This is a genomic window from Pseudacidovorax sp. (genome assembly GCF_017991995.1).
Lineage (GTDB): Bacteria > Pseudomonadota > Gammaproteobacteria > Burkholderiales > Burkholderiaceae_C > Xenophilus.
This window is the reverse complement of record NZ_JAGOPN010000005.1, coordinates 157,299-173,958: the sequence shown is the minus strand read 5'-3', so window position 1 is coordinate 173,958 and position 16,660 is coordinate 157,299. Positions and strand designations below refer to the sequence as shown.

At 71.6% G+C, this 16,660-nt stretch carries 13 protein-coding genes; 7 read left to right on the top strand and 6 right to left on the bottom strand.

What is annotated here, in order from left to right; all coding sequences use genetic code 11:
• Positions 1-107: 107 nt before the first annotated feature.
• Positions 108-518, bottom strand: coding sequence for a hypothetical protein (locus KBC94_RS08915; RefSeq protein WP_294368873.1), 411 nt, complete (start codon positions 516-518; stop codon positions 108-110).
• 68 nt (positions 519-586) lie between these two features.
• Positions 587-820, bottom strand: coding sequence for a CsbD family protein (locus KBC94_RS08910; RefSeq protein ID WP_294368870.1), 234 nt, complete (start codon positions 818-820; stop codon positions 587-589).
• 211 nt (positions 821-1,031) lie between these two features.
• Between KBC94_RS08910 and pncB the strand changes: the two genes are divergently transcribed.
• From pncB to KBC94_RS08880, 6 genes are all read left to right on the top strand, one after another.
• On the top strand, positions 1,032-2,249 hold the full coding sequence (gene pncB, locus KBC94_RS08905; RefSeq protein ID WP_294368867.1) for a nicotinate phosphoribosyltransferase: 1,218 nt from the start codon (positions 1,032-1,034) through the stop codon (positions 2,247-2,249).
• 53 nt (positions 2,250-2,302) lie between these two features.
• Complete coding sequence (locus KBC94_RS08900; protein WP_294368865.1) at positions 2,303-3,685, top strand: sodium:proton antiporter; 1,383 nt, start codon at positions 2,303-2,305, stop codon at positions 3,683-3,685.
• A 62-nt stretch (positions 3,686-3,747) separates the two neighbouring features.
• On the top strand, positions 3,748-4,743 hold the full coding sequence (locus tag KBC94_RS08895) for a D-glycerate dehydrogenase (RefSeq protein ID WP_294368864.1): 996 nt from the start codon (positions 3,748-3,750) through the stop codon (positions 4,741-4,743).
• Positions 4,744-4,751: 8 nt separating this feature from the next.
• Positions 4,752-6,125, top strand: coding sequence for a DNA recombination protein RmuC (rmuC, locus tag KBC94_RS08890; protein WP_294368861.1), 1,374 nt, complete (start codon positions 4,752-4,754; stop codon positions 6,123-6,125).
• Positions 6,122-7,303, top strand: a complete 1,182-nt coding sequence (locus KBC94_RS08885; protein WP_294368859.1) for an MFS transporter — start codon at positions 6,122-6,124, stop codon at positions 7,301-7,303. The genes rmuC and KBC94_RS08885 overlap by 4 nt, the downstream gene beginning before the upstream one ends.
• Before the next feature lie 148 nt (positions 7,304-7,451).
• On the top strand, positions 7,452-8,801 hold the full coding sequence (locus tag KBC94_RS08880) for an amidohydrolase family protein (protein ID WP_294368855.1): 1,350 nt from the start codon (positions 7,452-7,454) through the stop codon (positions 8,799-8,801).
• Here KBC94_RS08880 and KBC94_RS08875 read toward each other — a convergent pair.
• The 4 genes from KBC94_RS08875 to KBC94_RS08860 are packed head-to-tail and all read right to left on the bottom strand — an operon-like array spanning position 8,789 to position 15,130.
• Entirely contained in the window at positions 8,789-10,486 is a 1,698-nt protein-coding gene (locus tag KBC94_RS08875; RefSeq protein ID WP_294368853.1) for a hypothetical protein, read from the bottom strand. The genes KBC94_RS08880 and KBC94_RS08875 overlap by 13 nt on opposite strands.
• Positions 10,483-13,047, bottom strand: a complete 2,565-nt coding sequence (locus KBC94_RS08870) for a glycosyltransferase (protein WP_294368851.1) — start codon at positions 13,045-13,047, stop codon at positions 10,483-10,485. Before KBC94_RS08870 ends, KBC94_RS08875 begins: the two co-directional genes overlap by 4 nt.
• Complete coding sequence (locus KBC94_RS08865) at positions 13,044-14,219, bottom strand: glycosyltransferase family 4 protein (protein WP_294368847.1); 1,176 nt, start codon at positions 14,217-14,219, stop codon at positions 13,044-13,046. Before KBC94_RS08865 ends, KBC94_RS08870 begins: the two co-directional genes overlap by 4 nt.
• Positions 14,216-15,130, bottom strand: a complete 915-nt coding sequence (locus KBC94_RS08860) for a glycosyltransferase (protein ID WP_294368846.1) — start codon at positions 15,128-15,130, stop codon at positions 14,216-14,218. Before KBC94_RS08860 ends, KBC94_RS08865 begins: the two co-directional genes overlap by 4 nt.
• A 125-nt stretch (positions 15,131-15,255) precedes the next feature.
• Between KBC94_RS08860 and KBC94_RS08855 the strand changes: the two genes are divergently transcribed.
• On the top strand, positions 15,256-16,626 hold the full coding sequence (locus KBC94_RS08855; protein ID WP_294368844.1) for a hypothetical protein: 1,371 nt from the start codon (positions 15,256-15,258) through the stop codon (positions 16,624-16,626).
• Positions 16,627-16,660 lie beyond the last annotated feature (34 nt).

The following is a 16,660-nucleotide window of genomic DNA, read 5'->3' as shown; positions in this document are numbered from 1 at the left end:
CGGGGGCGTCTTCAAGACGGAAAAGGCAGCCCCGTCCGGGACCGCCCATAAAAAAGCGGCACCCGAAGGTGCCGCCAAAGCGCTTCCGTCAAACGCGAGGAGACAAATTACTTCTTGGCGACCATGGCCTTGATGTCGGCCTTGGCCTTCTCATGGTCGGCCTTGGCCTGCGACTGGCAGGCGTTCTTGGCATCGCCGCTCATGTCGTCGCACTTTTCCTTGGCCACGTCGTAGGCAGCATCGGCCTTGGCCTCGGCAACCTTCTTGGCGTGGCTGTTGCTGGGCTTGTAGGACTGCTCCAGTTCGGCCTTGGCGATGTTTTCCTTGCCCTTGGCTTCCTTCTCGCACACGTCCTTGGCGTTGTCCTTCAGCGTGTCGCACTGGGCCTTGTCGGCCTTGTACTGGGCGGAGATCTTGTCCTTCTCGGCCTTGTACTCGTCCTTGGTCATGGCGCTGGCCTGGACGGCGCCGAACAGGCAGCCGGTGGCAATGGCGAGGGTAAGTGCGGTCTTTTTCATGGTGTGGTGCTCCTTGGGCAACGATTGAAATTCGGTTGTTCGGGTTCGGAGGAAGTGGCGCAGCGCGCTCAGTACTTTTCCATCCACAGGGCGGCGGGGGTGCGGCCTTCGGCGCTTTCCCAGGCCTTGACTTGCGCTTCGGCCTCGTCGCGGCTGATGCCATGACGTTCCTGGATCTTGCCCAGCAGCTGGTCGCGCTTGCCGGCCACGACGTCGAAGTCGTCGTCGGTCAGCTTGCCCCATTGCTCCTTGACCTTGCCCTTCAACTGCTTCCAGTTGCCTTCGATGATGTCCTTGTTCATGGGATCTCCTTTGGGTTGCTTGCGGGGCCCTGTCGGTGCCGCCGTGCTATGCACTGTGGTGGGGGTACGGTGCCGCCCCGGTAGGACGCCCAAAGGATGGCTCGTAGGCGCAGGCGCACCATGACCGTGATAATCCGTCTCACCATTTCCGGTGCCGGAAAGCCAGCCTTTCCGGGGAGACAACCGCGCCGCCCCGCGCCGAGCCGTTTTCATGATCATCCAGAGCCTTCTCGACACCGACCTGTACAAGTTCACGATGATGCAGGTGGTGCTCCACCACTTCCCGGGCGCCAAGGTCGAGTACCGCTTCAAGTGCCGCAACCCGGGTGTGAACCTGGCGCGCTTCGCGGCCGAGATCCGCGAGGAGGTACGGGCCCTGTGCAGCGTGCAGTTCAAGGACGCCGAGCTGGCCTACCTGCGCTCCATGCGCTTCATCAAGAGCGACTTCGTCGACTTCCTGGGCCTGTTCAAGCTCAACGAGAAGTACATCGAGATCGTGCCCGATGCCGCCACCGGCGAGATCGACATCCACATCAAGGGCCCCTGGCTGCACACGATCCTGTTCGAGATCCCGGTGCTGGCCATCGTCAACGAGGTGTACTTCCGCAACACGCAGCGGCAGCCCGACCTGGAGGAAGGCCGCCGGCGCCTGCAGGCCAAGATCGGGCAGTTGAAGGAAGCGGGCCTGGAAGACCTCAAGATCGCCGACTACGGCACCCGCCGGCGCTTCTCCAAGACCTGGCATGAGGAGGTGCTGCGGACGCTGACGGCCGAACTGGGCGCCGTGAGCCCGCAGCCGCGCGCTGCGGAGCGGCTGCCGCAGTTCGCCGGCACCAGCAACGTGCTGTTCGCGATGAAGCTCGGCCTGCTTCCGCTGGGCACCATGGCCCACGAGTACCTGCAGGCCTGCCAGGCCCTGGGCCCGCGGCTGCGCGACAGCCAGATCTACGGCTTCGAGATGTGGGCGCGCGAATACCGCGGCGACCTGGGCATCGCGCTGTCCGACGTCTACGGCATGAGTGCCTTCCTGCGCGACTTCGACCTGTACTTCTGCAAGCTCTTCGACGGCGCCCGGCACGACAGCGGCGACCCCTTCGAATGGGGCGAGCGCATGATTGCCCACTACGTGGCCAACCGGGTCGATCCGCACACCAAGACGCTGATCTTCAGCGACGGCCTGACGGTGCCGCGCACCATCGAGCTCTATCGCCAGTTCCGCGGCCGCTGCCAGCTGGCCTTCGGCATCGGCACCAACCTCACCAACGACCTGGGCTACGAGCCGCTGCAGATCGTCATCAAGATGATCCGCTGCAACGGCCAGCCTGTCGCCAAGCTGTCGGACACGCCGGGCAAGGGCATGTGCGACGACGAGAAGTACCTGGCCTACCTGCGTCAGGTGTTCGAGATCCCCCAGCCCGCCACGCCTTGACCAACGCCAACGTGACTTCGCTTCTTCGCCGGATCCGCCCCTCGCGGGCTTTCATGGGGGCTGCACTGGCAGCCCCCGCGCTTTCGCAGGCGGCCACCTTCGACGGTGCCGCGCTGTCGCCGCTGTGGGGCCTGCCCTTCGCGGGCATCCTGCTGTCGATCGCACTGATGCCGCTGCTGGTGCCCACCTTCTGGCACCACCATTTCGGCAAGGTGGCGGCAGCCTGGGCGCTGGCCTTCCTGCTGCCCTTCGCGGCCGTCTTCGGGCCAGGCCTCGCCGGCGCGCAGGTGGTGCACGCGCTGCTGGCCGAGTACATCCCCTTCATCGTACTGCTGACGGCGCTGTTCACGGTGTCGGGCGGCATCTACATCCGCGGCAACCTGCACGGCTCTCCGGGGCTCAACACCGGGCTGCTGGCCATCGGAGGCCTGCTGGCCAGCATCATGGGCACCACGGGTGCGTCGATGCTGCTGATCCGTCCGCTCATCCGTGCCAACGACAACCGCAGGCACAAGGCGCATGTGGTGGTGTTCTTCATCTTCATCGTCTCCAACGTGGGCGGTTCGCTCACGCCGCTGGGCGATCCGCCGCTGTTCCTGGGCTTCCTCAAGGGCGTGGATTTCTTCTGGACGACCTGGCACCTGCTGCCGGACACGGCCTTCGTCCTGCTGTGCCTGCTCGGCATCTTCTTCGCGCTCGACCGCTTCTACTACCGCAACGAAGGCGTGATGCCCGTCGACCCCACGCCCGACACGCGCGGCGTGCGCTTCGAGGGCCAGGTCAACTTCGCCCTGCTGGCGGTGGTGCTGGGCCTGGTGCTGCTGAGCGGCCTGTGGAAGAGCCCGGTGGTGTTCGACATCGCCGGCACGCCCGTGGGCCTGCCGGGGCTGGTGCGCGACGTGGGCCTGGTCGGCGTGACGCTGCTGTCGCTGGCGCTGACGAAGCGCGAGGTGCACGACGCCAACCAGTTCGGCTGGGGGCCGATGCTCGAGGTGGCCAAGCTCTTCGCCGGCATCTTCCTGACCATCGTGCCGGTGATCGCCATGCTGCGTGCCGGCACGGCCGGCCCCTTCGGCGCCGTGGTGTCGGCCGTGACCCGGCCCGACGGCCAGCCCGAGCCCGCCATGTACTTCTGGGCCACGGGGCTGCTGAGCTCCTTCCTGGACAACGCGCCGACCTACCTGGTGTTCTTCAACACCGCGGGTGGCGACCCCGCCACCCTCATGACCACCCATGCCGCGACCCTGGCCGCCATCTCGGCCGGTGCCGTGTTCATGGGCGCCAACAGCTACATCGGCAACGCGCCCAACCTGATGGTCAAGGCCATCGCCGAGGACCGCGGCGTGCGCATGCCCAGCTTCTTCGGCTACATGGCGTGGTCGGGCGCGGTGCTGCTGCCGCTGTTCGTGCTCGTCACCTTCATCTTCTTCCGCTGAGCGGGGCGCGGCCGTTGGCGGCCGACCCGCATCGGCGGCTCTTTCGAAAAACGGAAACATCCATGAGCAAGCCCGCCGTCCTCGTCGCCCGCGCCGTCTTTCCCGAAGCCGTGGCGCGGCTCGCCGAGCATTTCGAGGTCGAGGCCAATCCCGCCGACGATCTCTGGTCCAAGGCCGAACTGATCCGCCGCCTGCAGGGCAAGGTGGGCGTGTTCACCACCGGCAGCGAGCGCATCGACGCCGAGGTGCTCGACGCCTGCCCGCAGCTGCGCATCTGCGCCAACATGGCGGTGGGCTTCAACAACTTCGACGTGGACGCCATGACGGCCCGCGGCGTGCTGGGCACCAATGCGCCCGACGTGCTGACCGAGACCACGGCCGACTTCGGCTTCGCGCTGCTGATGGCCACGGCCCGCCGCATCACCGAGAGCGAGCATTTCCTGCGCGCCGGCCAGTGGACCAAGTGGTCCTTCGACATGTTCGCCGGGGCTGAGGTGCACGGCAGCACGCTGGGCATCCTGGGCATGGGCCGCATCGGGCAGGGCATTGCCCGGCGGGGCGCGCACGGCTTCGGCATGAAGGTGGTCTACCACAACCGATCACGCCTCTCGCCCGAGCTGGAGGCCGAATGCAAGGCGACGTATGTCGCCAAGGACGAGCTGCTGCGCACCGCCGACCACCTGGTGCTGGTGCTGCCCTACACGCCCGCCAACCACCACAGCATCGGCGCGGCCGAGCTGGCGCAGATGAAGCCGACGGCCACGCTGGTCAACATCGCCCGCGGCGGCATCGTGGACGACGCGGCCCTTGCCCAGGCGCTGAAGGACCGGCGCATCGCCGCCGCCGGCCTCGACGTGTTCGAGGGCGAGCCCAAGGTGCACCCCGACCTGCTCGCCGTGCCCAACGTGGTGCTCACGCCCCACATCGCCAGTTCCACGACCGCCACCCGCCGTGCCATGGCCGATCTGGCCGTGGACAACCTGATCGCCTTCCTCACCACCGGCCAGCCGCGCACACCCGTCAATCCGCAGGTGCTGGGCCGGGTGCGCGGTCAATGACGGAGGCGATGACGCTGCAGGACTGGCTGCTGCTGGGTCTTGGGCTGCTGAACCTCCTACTGCTGGCCGTGCTGCTGCTGCGCCGGCCCGCCGAGCCCGACGTAGGGCAACTGGTGGCCCCGATCCAGGCGCTGCTGGAGCGCAACGAACGCGCACTGCGCCGCGAGATCGCCGACAACGCCCGCGTCGGCCGCCAGGAAAGCGCCGCCGCGCTGGCCACCTTCCAGCAGACCCTGCTGGCGCAGGGCGCCGAGGCCACGCGGACGCAGAACGCGCAGCTCGACGCCTTCGCGCAGCAGATCGGCACGCTCCGCCAGTCGCTGGCCGAGACGCTCACCAGCCAGCTGCAGGGCCTGAGCGAATCCAATGCCCGCCGCATCGCCGAGGTGCGCGCGACCATGGAGACGCAACTCGCCCAGCTGCAGGCCAGCAACAGCGCCAAGCTGGAAGAGATGCGCCAGACGGTCGACGAAAAGCTGCAGAGCACGCTCGAAGCCCGACTGGGCGAGAGCTTCCGCCAGGTGGCCGAGCGGCTGGAGCAGGTCTACAAGGGCCTGGGCGAGATGCAGACGCTGGCCCAGGGCGTGGGCGACCTCAAGCACCTGCTGACCAACGTCAAGACCCGCGGCATGTTCGGCGAGGCCCAACTGGCCGCGCTGCTGGAGCAGGTGCTGGCGCCCGAGCAGTACGCGGCCCAGGTCGCCACCCATCCGGAGTCGCGCCAGGTGGTGGACTTCGCCATCCGACTGCCGGGCCGAAGCGCCGACGGCACGCCGGTGTGGCTGCCCATCGACGCGAAGTTTCCCAACGAGGACTACGAGCGCCTGCTCGATGCCCAGCAGCGCGCCGACGCCCTGGCGGTGGAGGTGGCGGCCAAGGCGCTGGAGACGCGCATCCGCCTGGAGGCGCGCGGCATCCACGAGAAGTACGTGTGCCCGCCGCACACCACCGACTTCGCCATCCTCTTCCTGCCCACCGAGGGCCTGTATGCCGAGGTGCTGCGCCGGCCGGGCCTGATGGAAGCGCTGCAGCGCGACCACCGTGTGACGCTGGCGGGCCCCACGACGCTGCTGGCCATGCTCAATTCGCTGCAGATGGGCTTTCGCACCCTGGCGCTCGAAAAGCGCAGCAGCGAGGTCTGGCAGGTGCTGGGCGCCGTGAAGACCGAGTTCATGAAGTTCGGCGAGGTGCTGGACAAGGTCAAGCGCCAGACGCAGACCGTGCTCAACACGCTGGACCAGACGCAGACCCGCACCAATGTGCTGACGCGCAAGCTGCGCAGCGTCGAGGCCCTGCCCGATGCCCAGGCGCAGCAGCTGCTGCCCACGGTGGCCGAGGCGGCGGCCGACGCAGAAGAGTCCGAGGAGGGCGGCGCGCCGTGAGCGGCGCCGAACTCGCGCGATTGATCGCGGCGCAGGTCTGCCTGCACGCCACCATGGCCGGCATCCGGCTGGCGGCGCCGCTGCTGGCGCTGCAGCAAGGGCACGGTGCCGCCTCGGTGGGCGTGCTGATCGCGCTGTTCGCGCTGACGCAGGTCTTCCTGGCCTTGCCAGCCGGCCGCTACGTGGACCGGCACGGCCTCAAGCGGCCGATGGCGATGGCGGTGACCGCCGCCTTCGTCGGCGCGCTGCTGCCGCTGCTGTGGCCTGCCTTTCCGGCCATGTGCGTGTCGGCCCTGCTCACCGGCGGTGCCACCGGCGCCACGGTCATCGCGCTGCAACGGCATGTGGGCCGGGCGGCGCAGGGCACGGCGCAATTGCGGCAGGTGTTCAGCTGGCTGGCCATCGCGCCGGCCGGTGCCAACTTCTTCGGACCCTTCGCGGCCGGCCTGCTGATCGACCATGCCGGCAGCACGGCCGGCGATGCGCGGGCCTACGCGATCTGCTTCGCTTTCCTGGCGACGCTGCCGCTGGCGTGCTGGATGCTGGTGCGGCCCACGCGGGAAGCGCCTTCGGCCGCGCCCGCCGTGCATGCGCCCGGCACCCGCGCCTGGGACCTGCTGCGCGAGCCCATGTTCCGGCGCCTGCTGTTCGTCAACTGGATGCAGTCCTGCAGCTGGGACGTGCATGCCTTCGTGCTGCCGCTGCTGGGCCACGAACGGGGGCTGGGCGCCTCGGTCATCGGCACGCTGCTGGGCGGCTTTGCCATTGCGGCGGCGCTGGTGCGCATGCTGCTGCCGGTGCTGGCCGCCCGGGCCACCGAGCGGCAGGTGATCCTGACCTCCAACCTGGTGGTGCTGGCCGTGTTCGCGCTCTATCCGCTGCTGCGCGATCCGTGGGCGATGGGGGCCTGCTCCGTGCTGCTGGGCTTCGCGCTCGGCGCCGTGCAGCCCATGGTGATGAGCATGCTGCACCAGATCACGCCGCATCACCGCCAGGGTGAGGCGCTGGGGCTGCGGCTCATGACCATCAATGCGTCGAGCGTGGTGATGCCGCTGCTCTTCGGCTCGCTGGGCGCGCTGATCGGCGTGGCCGGCGTGTTCTGGGTGGTGGGCGCGGTGATGGCGGTGGGCACGCCGGCCGTGCGGGGGCTGCAGGCGCCCGACGACCACCGCGGCTGAGCGCCAGCGCGGCCGGCAAGGGGAAGAGCTGGGCCGCCGCGGCCTGAGTGTCCACAAACTGGACATGGATTGGATACAAAATGGCACGTCGATTGCTTGCGCTTCGGCATCCCTCCCGCCGGTGCACCAAACCGGCCCGAAAGTGCCCATGACCGAACCCCTCCACTTCGACCTGCTGCTGCTTGATGCCATCGCGCTGACGGCCGATCCTGCCCGCCCCGAGATCCGCGGCGCCGTCCTTGGCGTGCGGGATGGCCGCATCGCCTGGCTGGACGCGCAACCGCCCGCGCAGTACACCGCCGACCGCACGCTGCACCTGGCCGACCATTTCGTCACGCCCGGCTTCGTCAACGTCCACACCCACAGCATTCTCAGCATGGTGCGCGGCGTGGCGGCCGACCTGGGCTTTGCGCCTTCGTACACGCCGGGCATTCCCAAGGGCACGCAGGTCGACGAGGCGCAGGCCCGCGCCCTGGCCCGTCTGGGCGCGCTGGAGGCGCTGCTGGCCGGCTCCACCCTGGTGGGCGACAACTTCGTGCATGCCGACATCTGCACCGAGGCGATGGCCGAACTGGGCCTTCGCCTGGCGCCGAGCTGGCGCATCCACGATGTGGACTTCGCGCGCGTGGCCCATGGCGACTGGCACCACAGCGCCGCCATCGGCCAGGCCACGCTGGGGGCCGGGCTGGCGCTGCACGATCGCTGGCAAGGCCATCCGCGGGTGCACGTCAACCTGGCGGCGCATGCGGTGGACACCTGCTCCGACGCCTTCCTGCGCGAGGTGGGCGAGGCCGCCGCCGCACGCGGGCTGCGCGTCAGCACCCACCTGGGCCAGAGCAAGGTGGAGGTCGAGCGCGTGCGCGCGCGCACCGGCCGCAGCTCCACCGAGGTGCTGGCCGACACCGGCCTGCTCAACGAGCGGCTGATGGGCGGGCACTGCATCTACGTGAGCGAGGCCGATGCCGCCCGCATGGCCGAGGCCGGCGCGCATGCGGTGCACATCCCCAAGTGCAACGCCGCCTCGGGCCGGCTGGCGCCCACCCCCATGCTCCAGCGCGCGGGCGTGAACATGGCACTGGCCACCGACACGCAGCATGGCGACATGGTCGAGCTGATGCGCTGGGCGCTGGCCACGGCCCGGGTGCAGGAAGGCGGCGTCGACGACGGCTGGCAGCCGCACCATGTCTTCGACATGGCCACGATGGGCGGTGCCCGGGCGCTGGGCCTGGAGGCCGAGATCGGCAGCCTGGCCGTGGGCAAGTCGGCCGACTTCGTGGTCGTCGACGGCCGCCGGCCGCACCTGCGGCCGCACGTGAATCCGCTGGGCGCCCTGGTGCACTGCGGCCAGGGCCGGGACGTGCGCCATGTGGCGGTGCAGGGCGAGCTGCTGGTGGAGGACGGCCTGCCCACCAAAGTGGACATGGACACCGTCTGCGCCGAGGCCGAGGCGGCATCGCGCGCGCTCTGGGGCGCGCAGGGGCGCGACTACTGGCGCTGAGGTTCCTGCGGCGCAGGGCCGCCGTCCAGGAAGTCCGCCACCTTCGACAGCAGCCGCACCTGGCTGCGGTCGATCATGGCGTTCATGGAGGCATTGCTGGCAAAGCGCACGCCGTTGGGTGCCCACAGCGTGGAGGCCAGGTGGTCGTCGTGCCCAACCAGGGGCGGAAACAGCGTGCAGCAGCGCAGGCCCAGCGCTTCGAGGTAGCGGTCGATGGTGTTCTTCATCACGTCCTCGCCCTCGAAGCGGTAGTCGGCCAGGGCCCGCAGCGCCCGCGGTCCGTAGAGGCCGAAGACCATGCCGATCACCGAGTCGAGCCGGATGAGCAGGTCGCTGCCGTAGGGCTGCACGTCCAGCACCCGCGCCTGGGGCGAGAGGTCGGTGAGCAGGCCCGAGAACAGGTCCCAGCGCTCGGGGTGCGCATCCAGCTGTGCCAGCAGCGCGGGCAGGCGGGTGTCGAAGTCCGTCGGCAGCCGGGCGTCGTCCTCCCACACCAGCAGCCTGTCGCGCCCGGCCTGCAGCGTGCGGCGCGCCAGGTCGCGGTAGCTGAGCGCCGTGCCCTTCCAGCCGTCCACATGGCGAAGTCCCGGAAAGAGCACGGCGCCGTGGCGCAGGCTTTCGCGCGCATGGGCGAAGCGCTCCGGCGCCTCGGGCAGGCAGAGCACCACGGCCTCGCCGTCCAGGCGGGTGCCGGCGGTGGCGGCCTCGAAGGCGGCGTCGTCCAGCACGCCACAGCCATGCAGTGCCCGGGCCAGCAGGTGCGGCAGGCCGAAGGGCGTGCGGTCGTCCAGCGCGGCCGGGGCCGCGTCGGCCGGTGGCAGCGGCACATGGAAGATCTGGTGCTGCACCAGCCCGTCGGCCAGCAGCCTGGCAATGCGCGGCTGCACGGCCTCGAACACCGCGAGCGACTCCTGCAGCCGGGCCTGCAGCGGGTCGGCGTCGCCGGCCACGCCTTGCTCGTCCGGCACCTGCCACAGGATGCGCCGGTCGGCCGGAGGCAGCACCGTGAAGGCGCGCGGGTCCAGGACCAGGTACAGGTCGTCGGTGAAATCGGCCGGCATGGCGGCGTGCACCGTGCACTGCAGCGACAGGGCCTCCAGCAGGCCCGCCACGGCCGAGGCGATGTCCTGCCATAGGGCCGGGGCGACGAGCCTCACCGTGCGCACGGCCGCGAGCTGCCCCGAGGCGCGCAACGCCCGCATGCGGGTGCGGTAGTCCTGCACGGGCGCCGGCGCGGCCTGTTCGGTGGGCGGTGGAGGCGACTCCGCTGGCGTGGCGGCCGGCGCAGCGGCAGGAGCGACCGCCGCCGGGGCCGGGACCGCGTGGCGCAGCAGCCGGCGAAGGTCGCGCGCCAGCCGGCGCAGCACACGGCGGGCGAAGGGCTGCCGGGCGGCCGCCAGTGCGGCGGCATGGCGCAGCCCCGCAATCTCTGCGTCCCGTCGGGCCAGTTCCTCGTTCAGACGGGCCACCTCGGCCTGCCGGTCGGTCAGCGCGGCGTGGCGTTCGGCCAGTTCGGCCGCCCGCGCGTCGAGTTCGCGGCGGTGCAGGTCGAGTTGCGCTTCCTGCGCCTGCAGGCGGCTTTGCAGATGCTGCAGGGCCGCGCGCAGGGCCTGGGCGGGCCGTGCTGCCTCCTGCGTATCGCCCGGCCGGTGGGCTTCGTTCCGATCGGCCGAGGAGGTGTTCATGGCCACAGCACCGGCGCTTCCTGGGGGCCTGACCGTTCCGCGACCTCGGCGGGCCGGCCCGGCATCAGGCCGGTGGCGTCGAGCAGGGCGCGCGGCAGGCCGTCCGCCGGCGCGGCGCGGTACGCGCGGGCCCGGCCGCGCAGCTGGGCCAGGTAGGCATCGTCCATGCACAGGCGCTCGATCTCGCGGCGCCAGGCGGGCCCGTCGTCCGGGTCGAGCGCGGGCATCAGGCCGGCCGAGGCTTCCACGATGGCCGGATGGTCCGACAGCACCACCGGCGTGCCCGCCGCCAGGCTCTCGGCCACCGGCAGGCCGAAGCCTTCGGTGAAGGACGGGAAGACGGCGAAGCGGGCATGCCGGTACAGCCACTGCAGATGCTCGTCCCGCGGCGATTCCACCACCCGCACATCGGGCACCAGCCGCCAGTTGCGTTCCACCGCCAGCCGGGCGGCGTCCACGCCCCAGCCCCAGCGGCCGGCGAGCACCAGCATCGGCAGGCGCCCGGCCGGCAGCCGCTGCCGCAACTGCTCCCACACATGCAGCAGCAGGATGTGGTTCTTGCGGATCTCGAGGGTCGAGCAGTACAGGACGAAGGGCCGGTCCAGGTCCAGGCCCGGCGGTGGCGCGCCCGGCCGCGCGGGGCCGGTGTCCAGGCCGGCGGGGGCTGCCACGCGCAGGGGCGGCGCGGCGCGGCCCGCCTCCGCCATCGCGCGTTGTACCTGGCGGGCCGTGTGGCGCGAGACGGCCACCAGTTGGTCCGCCTCGGCGATGACGCCGAGCATGTCGGCCGTGTACTGGCGCGGATCGCGGCCGGCGGTCCACTGCGGCGTCTCCCACACCATCAGGTCGTGCACGGCCAGCACCACGCGCACGCCGCGCGCGCGCAGCGCCTGGAAGATCGGGACGCTCACATAGTCCCAGGGGTTGGAGACGCTCAGCAGCACATCGCCCGGGCCCGGCCCGAAAGGCCCGGCGCCGACGGGGGCGAGGCGCACGTTGGCGCTGGCGCGGCCATGCAGCCAGCGGCCGAGGCGGCTGTCCGCCAGCCGGCGCAGGCGCGCCCTGCCGCCCTGGAAAGCGCCCAGCGCGCGCAGGCTGCGCCCCACCGACTGCGGCACGCGCGGCGGCGGCAATGGCGTGTTGGCCAGTTCGGCGGCAGCCAGCCGGCCGATGCCGTCGGGCGTGTTGGCCAGGAACTCCAGCTCCTGCCCGGTGAGCCGCCGATAGCCGCCGTCGTCGGCTCCGCGACGCACCAGCTGCACGGGCACGGGCTGCGCGGCCAGCAGATCGCCGGTGTGGTGCTCCACCCGCGAGATGCCCACGGGCGAGTGCCAGCCCTTTTCGAGGCTGACGGAGACGTCGAACAGCAGCCCCGGGCCGGGCCGGCCGGCACCGGCCGGGGGCGCATGGGGGCGGGGGCACCAGGCGCCGTCCAGCACGGCCGTGAGCTGGGCCAGCACCCGGGGCGTGGCGAAGTCGCGCCGGGCCCGCTCGCGCCCGGCCTGCCCCAGCCGGTCGGCCAGGGCGGTGTCACGGTGCAGTCGCTCGATGGCGGCGGCCAGGCCCGTCACGTCGCCTTCGTCGACGAGCAGGCCATCGACCTCGTGCCGGATCAGCTGCGCCGGCGCGCCGCAGGCGAAGGCGATGACGGGCCGGCCCAGGGCCCAGGCCTCGATGATCGAGCGGCCGAAGGTCTCCGGTCCGCCATGGGCCGAGACCGAGGTGACGAGCACCGCCCGCGCCCCGCGCAGCAGCGTCGACGGATCGTCCACATGGTCGTGCAGGGCCAGGGTGGGCGCGGCGCCGGCCTCGGCCATCTGTGCCTGCAGTTCGCGGTACAGCTCGGGGATGGGCCGGTGGCCCACCGATGCGATGCGCAGGTCCGGGCAGCGAGGCCCCAGCAGTGCGGCGGCCTGCACCAGCAGGGCATGGCCCTTGAAGGGGTTGACCGTGGCCAGGTGCAGGAAGGGCGCGTCGGCCGCCAGTGCGGTCGCGGGCACCGGCGGAATGTCGACCGGGTTGGGCATGACCAGCGCCCGCATGGGGCCGTGCGGCCAGACATGGCGGGCGAGGTAGTCGGGTTTTTCGAGCACCGCGCGGTCGGGCACCAGCAGCGTGGCCCGGGGCACCTGGGGCAGCAGCTGCGCATGGTCGAACCACAGGAAGTCGTGCACGGCGACGCAGGCGATGACGTCCAGCCCGGGCAGCCAGCCGCCGGCCCGCGCCAGGATGCGCAGCGAGTCCATCGTGTTGCTCAGGATGGCCGAGTGCCGCAGCGCCAGGAAGCGCTGCACAAGCAGCCTGGCGGCGCTGTCGGCGAAGTCTTCGCGGCCGGCGTCCACCGCGTGGATCTCCAGCGCGGGATGCGCCAGGTGCCGCAGCCGCTGCAGGTGCAGCGGGTTGCAGGCGAAGACCGTCACCGGCCGTTCGGCCAGGAGCAAGGGCAGCAGGGTCTCGATGTTGCGCTCGGCACCGCCGTAGCCGGTGGCGACCGAGAGGATGAGCAGGGGCGGTCGGGCCGCGGTCGGGCGGGTGTCGGGCAAGGCGGCTTGCTGCGTCATTCGGGCGCAGGGCAGGAGAGGGAGGAAGGCGACGCGAGGCAGTACTCGGCATGCAGCAGGCGCCCGGCCTCGCGCGCGAGGCGCTCGGCCAGCACCGGATCGTTCAGCAGGGCGGCGCAGTGCCGTGCAAAGCGGTCCGCGCGGTCGGCCACGAGCAGGTGGCGGCCGGGCTCGACCGCCAGCCCGCGGGCGGCATGCGAGGTGGCCACCACGGGCCGTCCGTACTGCCAGGCCTCCAGCACCTTGAGCTTGGTGCCGCCGCCGCCGCGCACCGGGGCGATGACGGCCGTGGCCTGGGCGTAGAGCGGTCGCAGGTCGGCGGGCTCGTGCGCATAGGCGATGCCGTGCGCTGCCAGCTGCTGTCGCAGCGACGCCTCGGCCCGGCCGGCCGCGACGACCTGCACATCGGGCACCCTTCGGCGCAGGCGGGGCAGCACGGCGCGGGCGAACCACAGCAGCGCATCCTCGTTCGGCGGATAGAACAGCGCGCCCACGAAGAGCAGCGTGCGCCCGTCCTTCGGCGGTGGTGGCAGGTCGGGCCCCGGATCGGGCACCAGCCGGTTGGGGCTGGCGCGCACCTCGCGCATGCCCGGCAGGCGGGCCACACGGGCGGCGTCCTCGAAGGCCGAGAGGTGGACGGTGCGGTAGGCGGGCAGCAGTTGCCGCTCCAGCTGGGCATAGCGCCGCGCCTGCAGCAGACCCTGCGCCGCGGCACGCCAGCGCCCGTGGCGCAGGGCCAGGCCGGCCAGGCTGCGGCGCGTGGCCGACTCCCAGTCGTCGCAGTCCATCTCGGCGACGGCGCGCCACGCGGCAGGCAGATGGGCCGCCAGGTCGTGCATGTAGAAGCGGAAGACGAGCACGCGCCCCGGCGCCGGGCCGGGCAGGGCAGCCAGCGCCGCGGCGGCGCCCGCGTCCGGCTCGAACCAGTCCGCCAGCGCGCGCGGCGCCAGGGCGGGGCCGGTGCAGTGCACCACATGCAGCCGGCCGGGCAGCGGCGTGCGCGGCACGGGCGTCTCGGCATGGCGGGTCACCAGCACGATGTCGAGTGCATGCGTGGCCGCCAGCTCGCAGGCCCAGCGCCATCCCCGGCGCATCAGGCCCACGCCCTGCGGGTCGGGCAGCACATGGGTCAGCAGGATGGCCCGGCTGCGCGGGACCTGCGCGTCGCTCACGAGGCCCTCGACCCCCACAGCCGGCGCAACCACTGGCCCAGGGCCGACGGCGCGAGGCCGGGCGGCAGGTGCGGCCGTGCCAGGCGGGCGTAGGTGGTGCGCGCCTGCGCCACGTACTCGGGCGTGAGCTGCGTGTGGTCGAAGTCGGACATGTCGCGCCGGTCCACATCCCACCAGAGGTGCGCCCACAGGTGCAGGCTGGTGGCGTCCGGCGGCAGCGTGCGGTCCTGCTCGAACAGGCCGGCGATGCCGTCGCGCGTCCAGTCGAGCGAGAAGAAGCGGCTTTCCGGCTCGACGCGGATCCATTCCGGGAACTCGCGGCTGAGCCGGTACGGCAGGAAGGTGGAGTGGTTGCTCCAGCTGCCGTCGAAGGCGCCCGGCATGCGCTCGATCCAGGTCCGCACGAAGGGCGAGCCGGGCTCGGCCATGATCAGCGCATTGCACAGCGAGCCCTCGGGCGAGGAGGGCGCGCCCACGTCGACGCGCTCACGGCCCATCACGCAGGATTCGTCGAACAGGGCGGCCGGCGGCGGCGCCACGAACAGGGTGTCCATGTCCGCATAGATGCCGCCCTGCTCATGCAGTACGCGCAGGCGGATGAAGTCGGACACATGCGCGTAGGCGAAGCGCCGGATGTAGTCGTCCTGGTAGTCCAGGTCGATGCGCAGCTCGTGCTCGGGAATCTGCTGCACCTCGATGCGCGGGCGGATGCGCTCCCACAGCGGCCCGTGCGGCTGGTTGTGCAGGTGCACCACCACGCGGTCCGGCCGGTTGACCTGCAGGCACGAGGCCAGGCACAGGTAGTGCAGCAGGTGGAAGGGCTCGGTCTGCGGCCGCAGGCCGAAGACGAAGTGGTAGGTGTTGGGGATGCGCGCGGGGCGCGCCGGCGCGGGAGGCGAAGTGGCGGTCAAGGTGGCTGCGGTCGCGAAAGGGCGGCAGGCGGCCATGCACTCGGGGCGCACCACCCAGCTGCCGCTTGGGGAGCCCCTGAGTCGATTTGTTATGTTTCGTCAAATATACACGACGGTTTTTTGCAATGAGCCCCAGTCCTCCCACGCCCCGCCGGGCGCTGCGCTACATCGGCCTTGGCGATACCAGCGGCTATGCCGTCGCGGCCGCGGCGCTGGTGCGCGCGCTGCGGGACGCGGGCACCGCCATCGCGTGGGAACCCATGCTGCCTGGTGGCGCGCTGGGCCTGGGCTATGCGCCGGCCGCCTCGCCGGAGGCCGGGCCCCAGGACCTCTGGCCCCTGCGCGACGACGCGCGCGAGTGCGACATCGCCATCGTGCACTTCGTGCCCGAGTACTACCCGCACTTCATCGCCCGCGAGCGCGCCCGCGGCACCCGCTGCGTGGTCGGCCACACGGTATGGGAGACCGACCGGCTGCCGCGCCACTGGCCCGCGCTCATCAACCGGCTCGACGCCGTGATCGTGCCGACCGGGTGGAACCGCCAGGTGTTCCGCGACAGTGGCGTGACGATCCCGATCTGGGTGGTGCCGCACCTGCCCCGGCCCGCGCGCGCCGCAACGGCGGCGGACCGGGAGCGGCTCCTCCAGCGCCTGCCGCCGCTGCAGGGCCGGCGCATCTTCTACACGGTGTCGACCTGGCTGGAGCGCAAGTCCATCGGGCCGCTGGTCGAGGCCTTCGCCGAGGCCTTCCGCCATGACGACCCGGTCGCGCTGGTCATCAAGACCACCGCGCACGACCTGGAGCGGGTGCGCCGCGATCCGGGCCACGAGGGCGAAAGCGTGCCGGTGCTGCCCCAGTTCGAGGCCATGGTGGGCCGCGCCGTGCTGCGCCATGGCCGCCTGCCGCCGCCCATCTGCCTGATCACCGACGAACTGCCCGACGCCGAGCTGCATGCCCTGCACGAACTGGGTGACTGCTTCGTCTCGCTGTGCCGGGCCGAAGGCTGGGGCCTGGGCGCCTTCGAGGCGGCGCAGGCCGGGCGGCCGGTGATCATCACCGGCTGGGGCGGGCCCACGGCCTTCCTGCGGCCGGATGCGGCCTATTTCGTCGAGAGCCGGCGGGTGCCCGTGCAGCCCGGCGAGGCCAATGGCAGCTACACCCCCGACCAGCACTGGGCCGAGCCGGACATCGCCGCGGCCGTCGCCGCGCTGCGGGCCGTGGCGGCCGACCCCGCCGAGGCGGCGCGGCGCGGTGCCATGGCGGCCCAGCACATCCGGCACGCCATCGAACCGGCGGCGGTGGCCGACGCGCTGCTGGAAGAGCTGGCCCGCTGCGAAGCGCGGGTCGAACCCGCGCCGGCCCCGGCTCCGGCCGATGCGGCTGCCCCCGTGGAAGCGGCGGCGCCGGCCGTGGTGCCGCCGCCGCCAGCCAGCCTGCCCCGGCGTGCGCTGCGCCGGGCGCGGCGTGTTCTCCGGGGGCTGGTGGCGGGGCGGTGAGACCATCGACCTGCCGCCTTCCGCGCAGCACGAT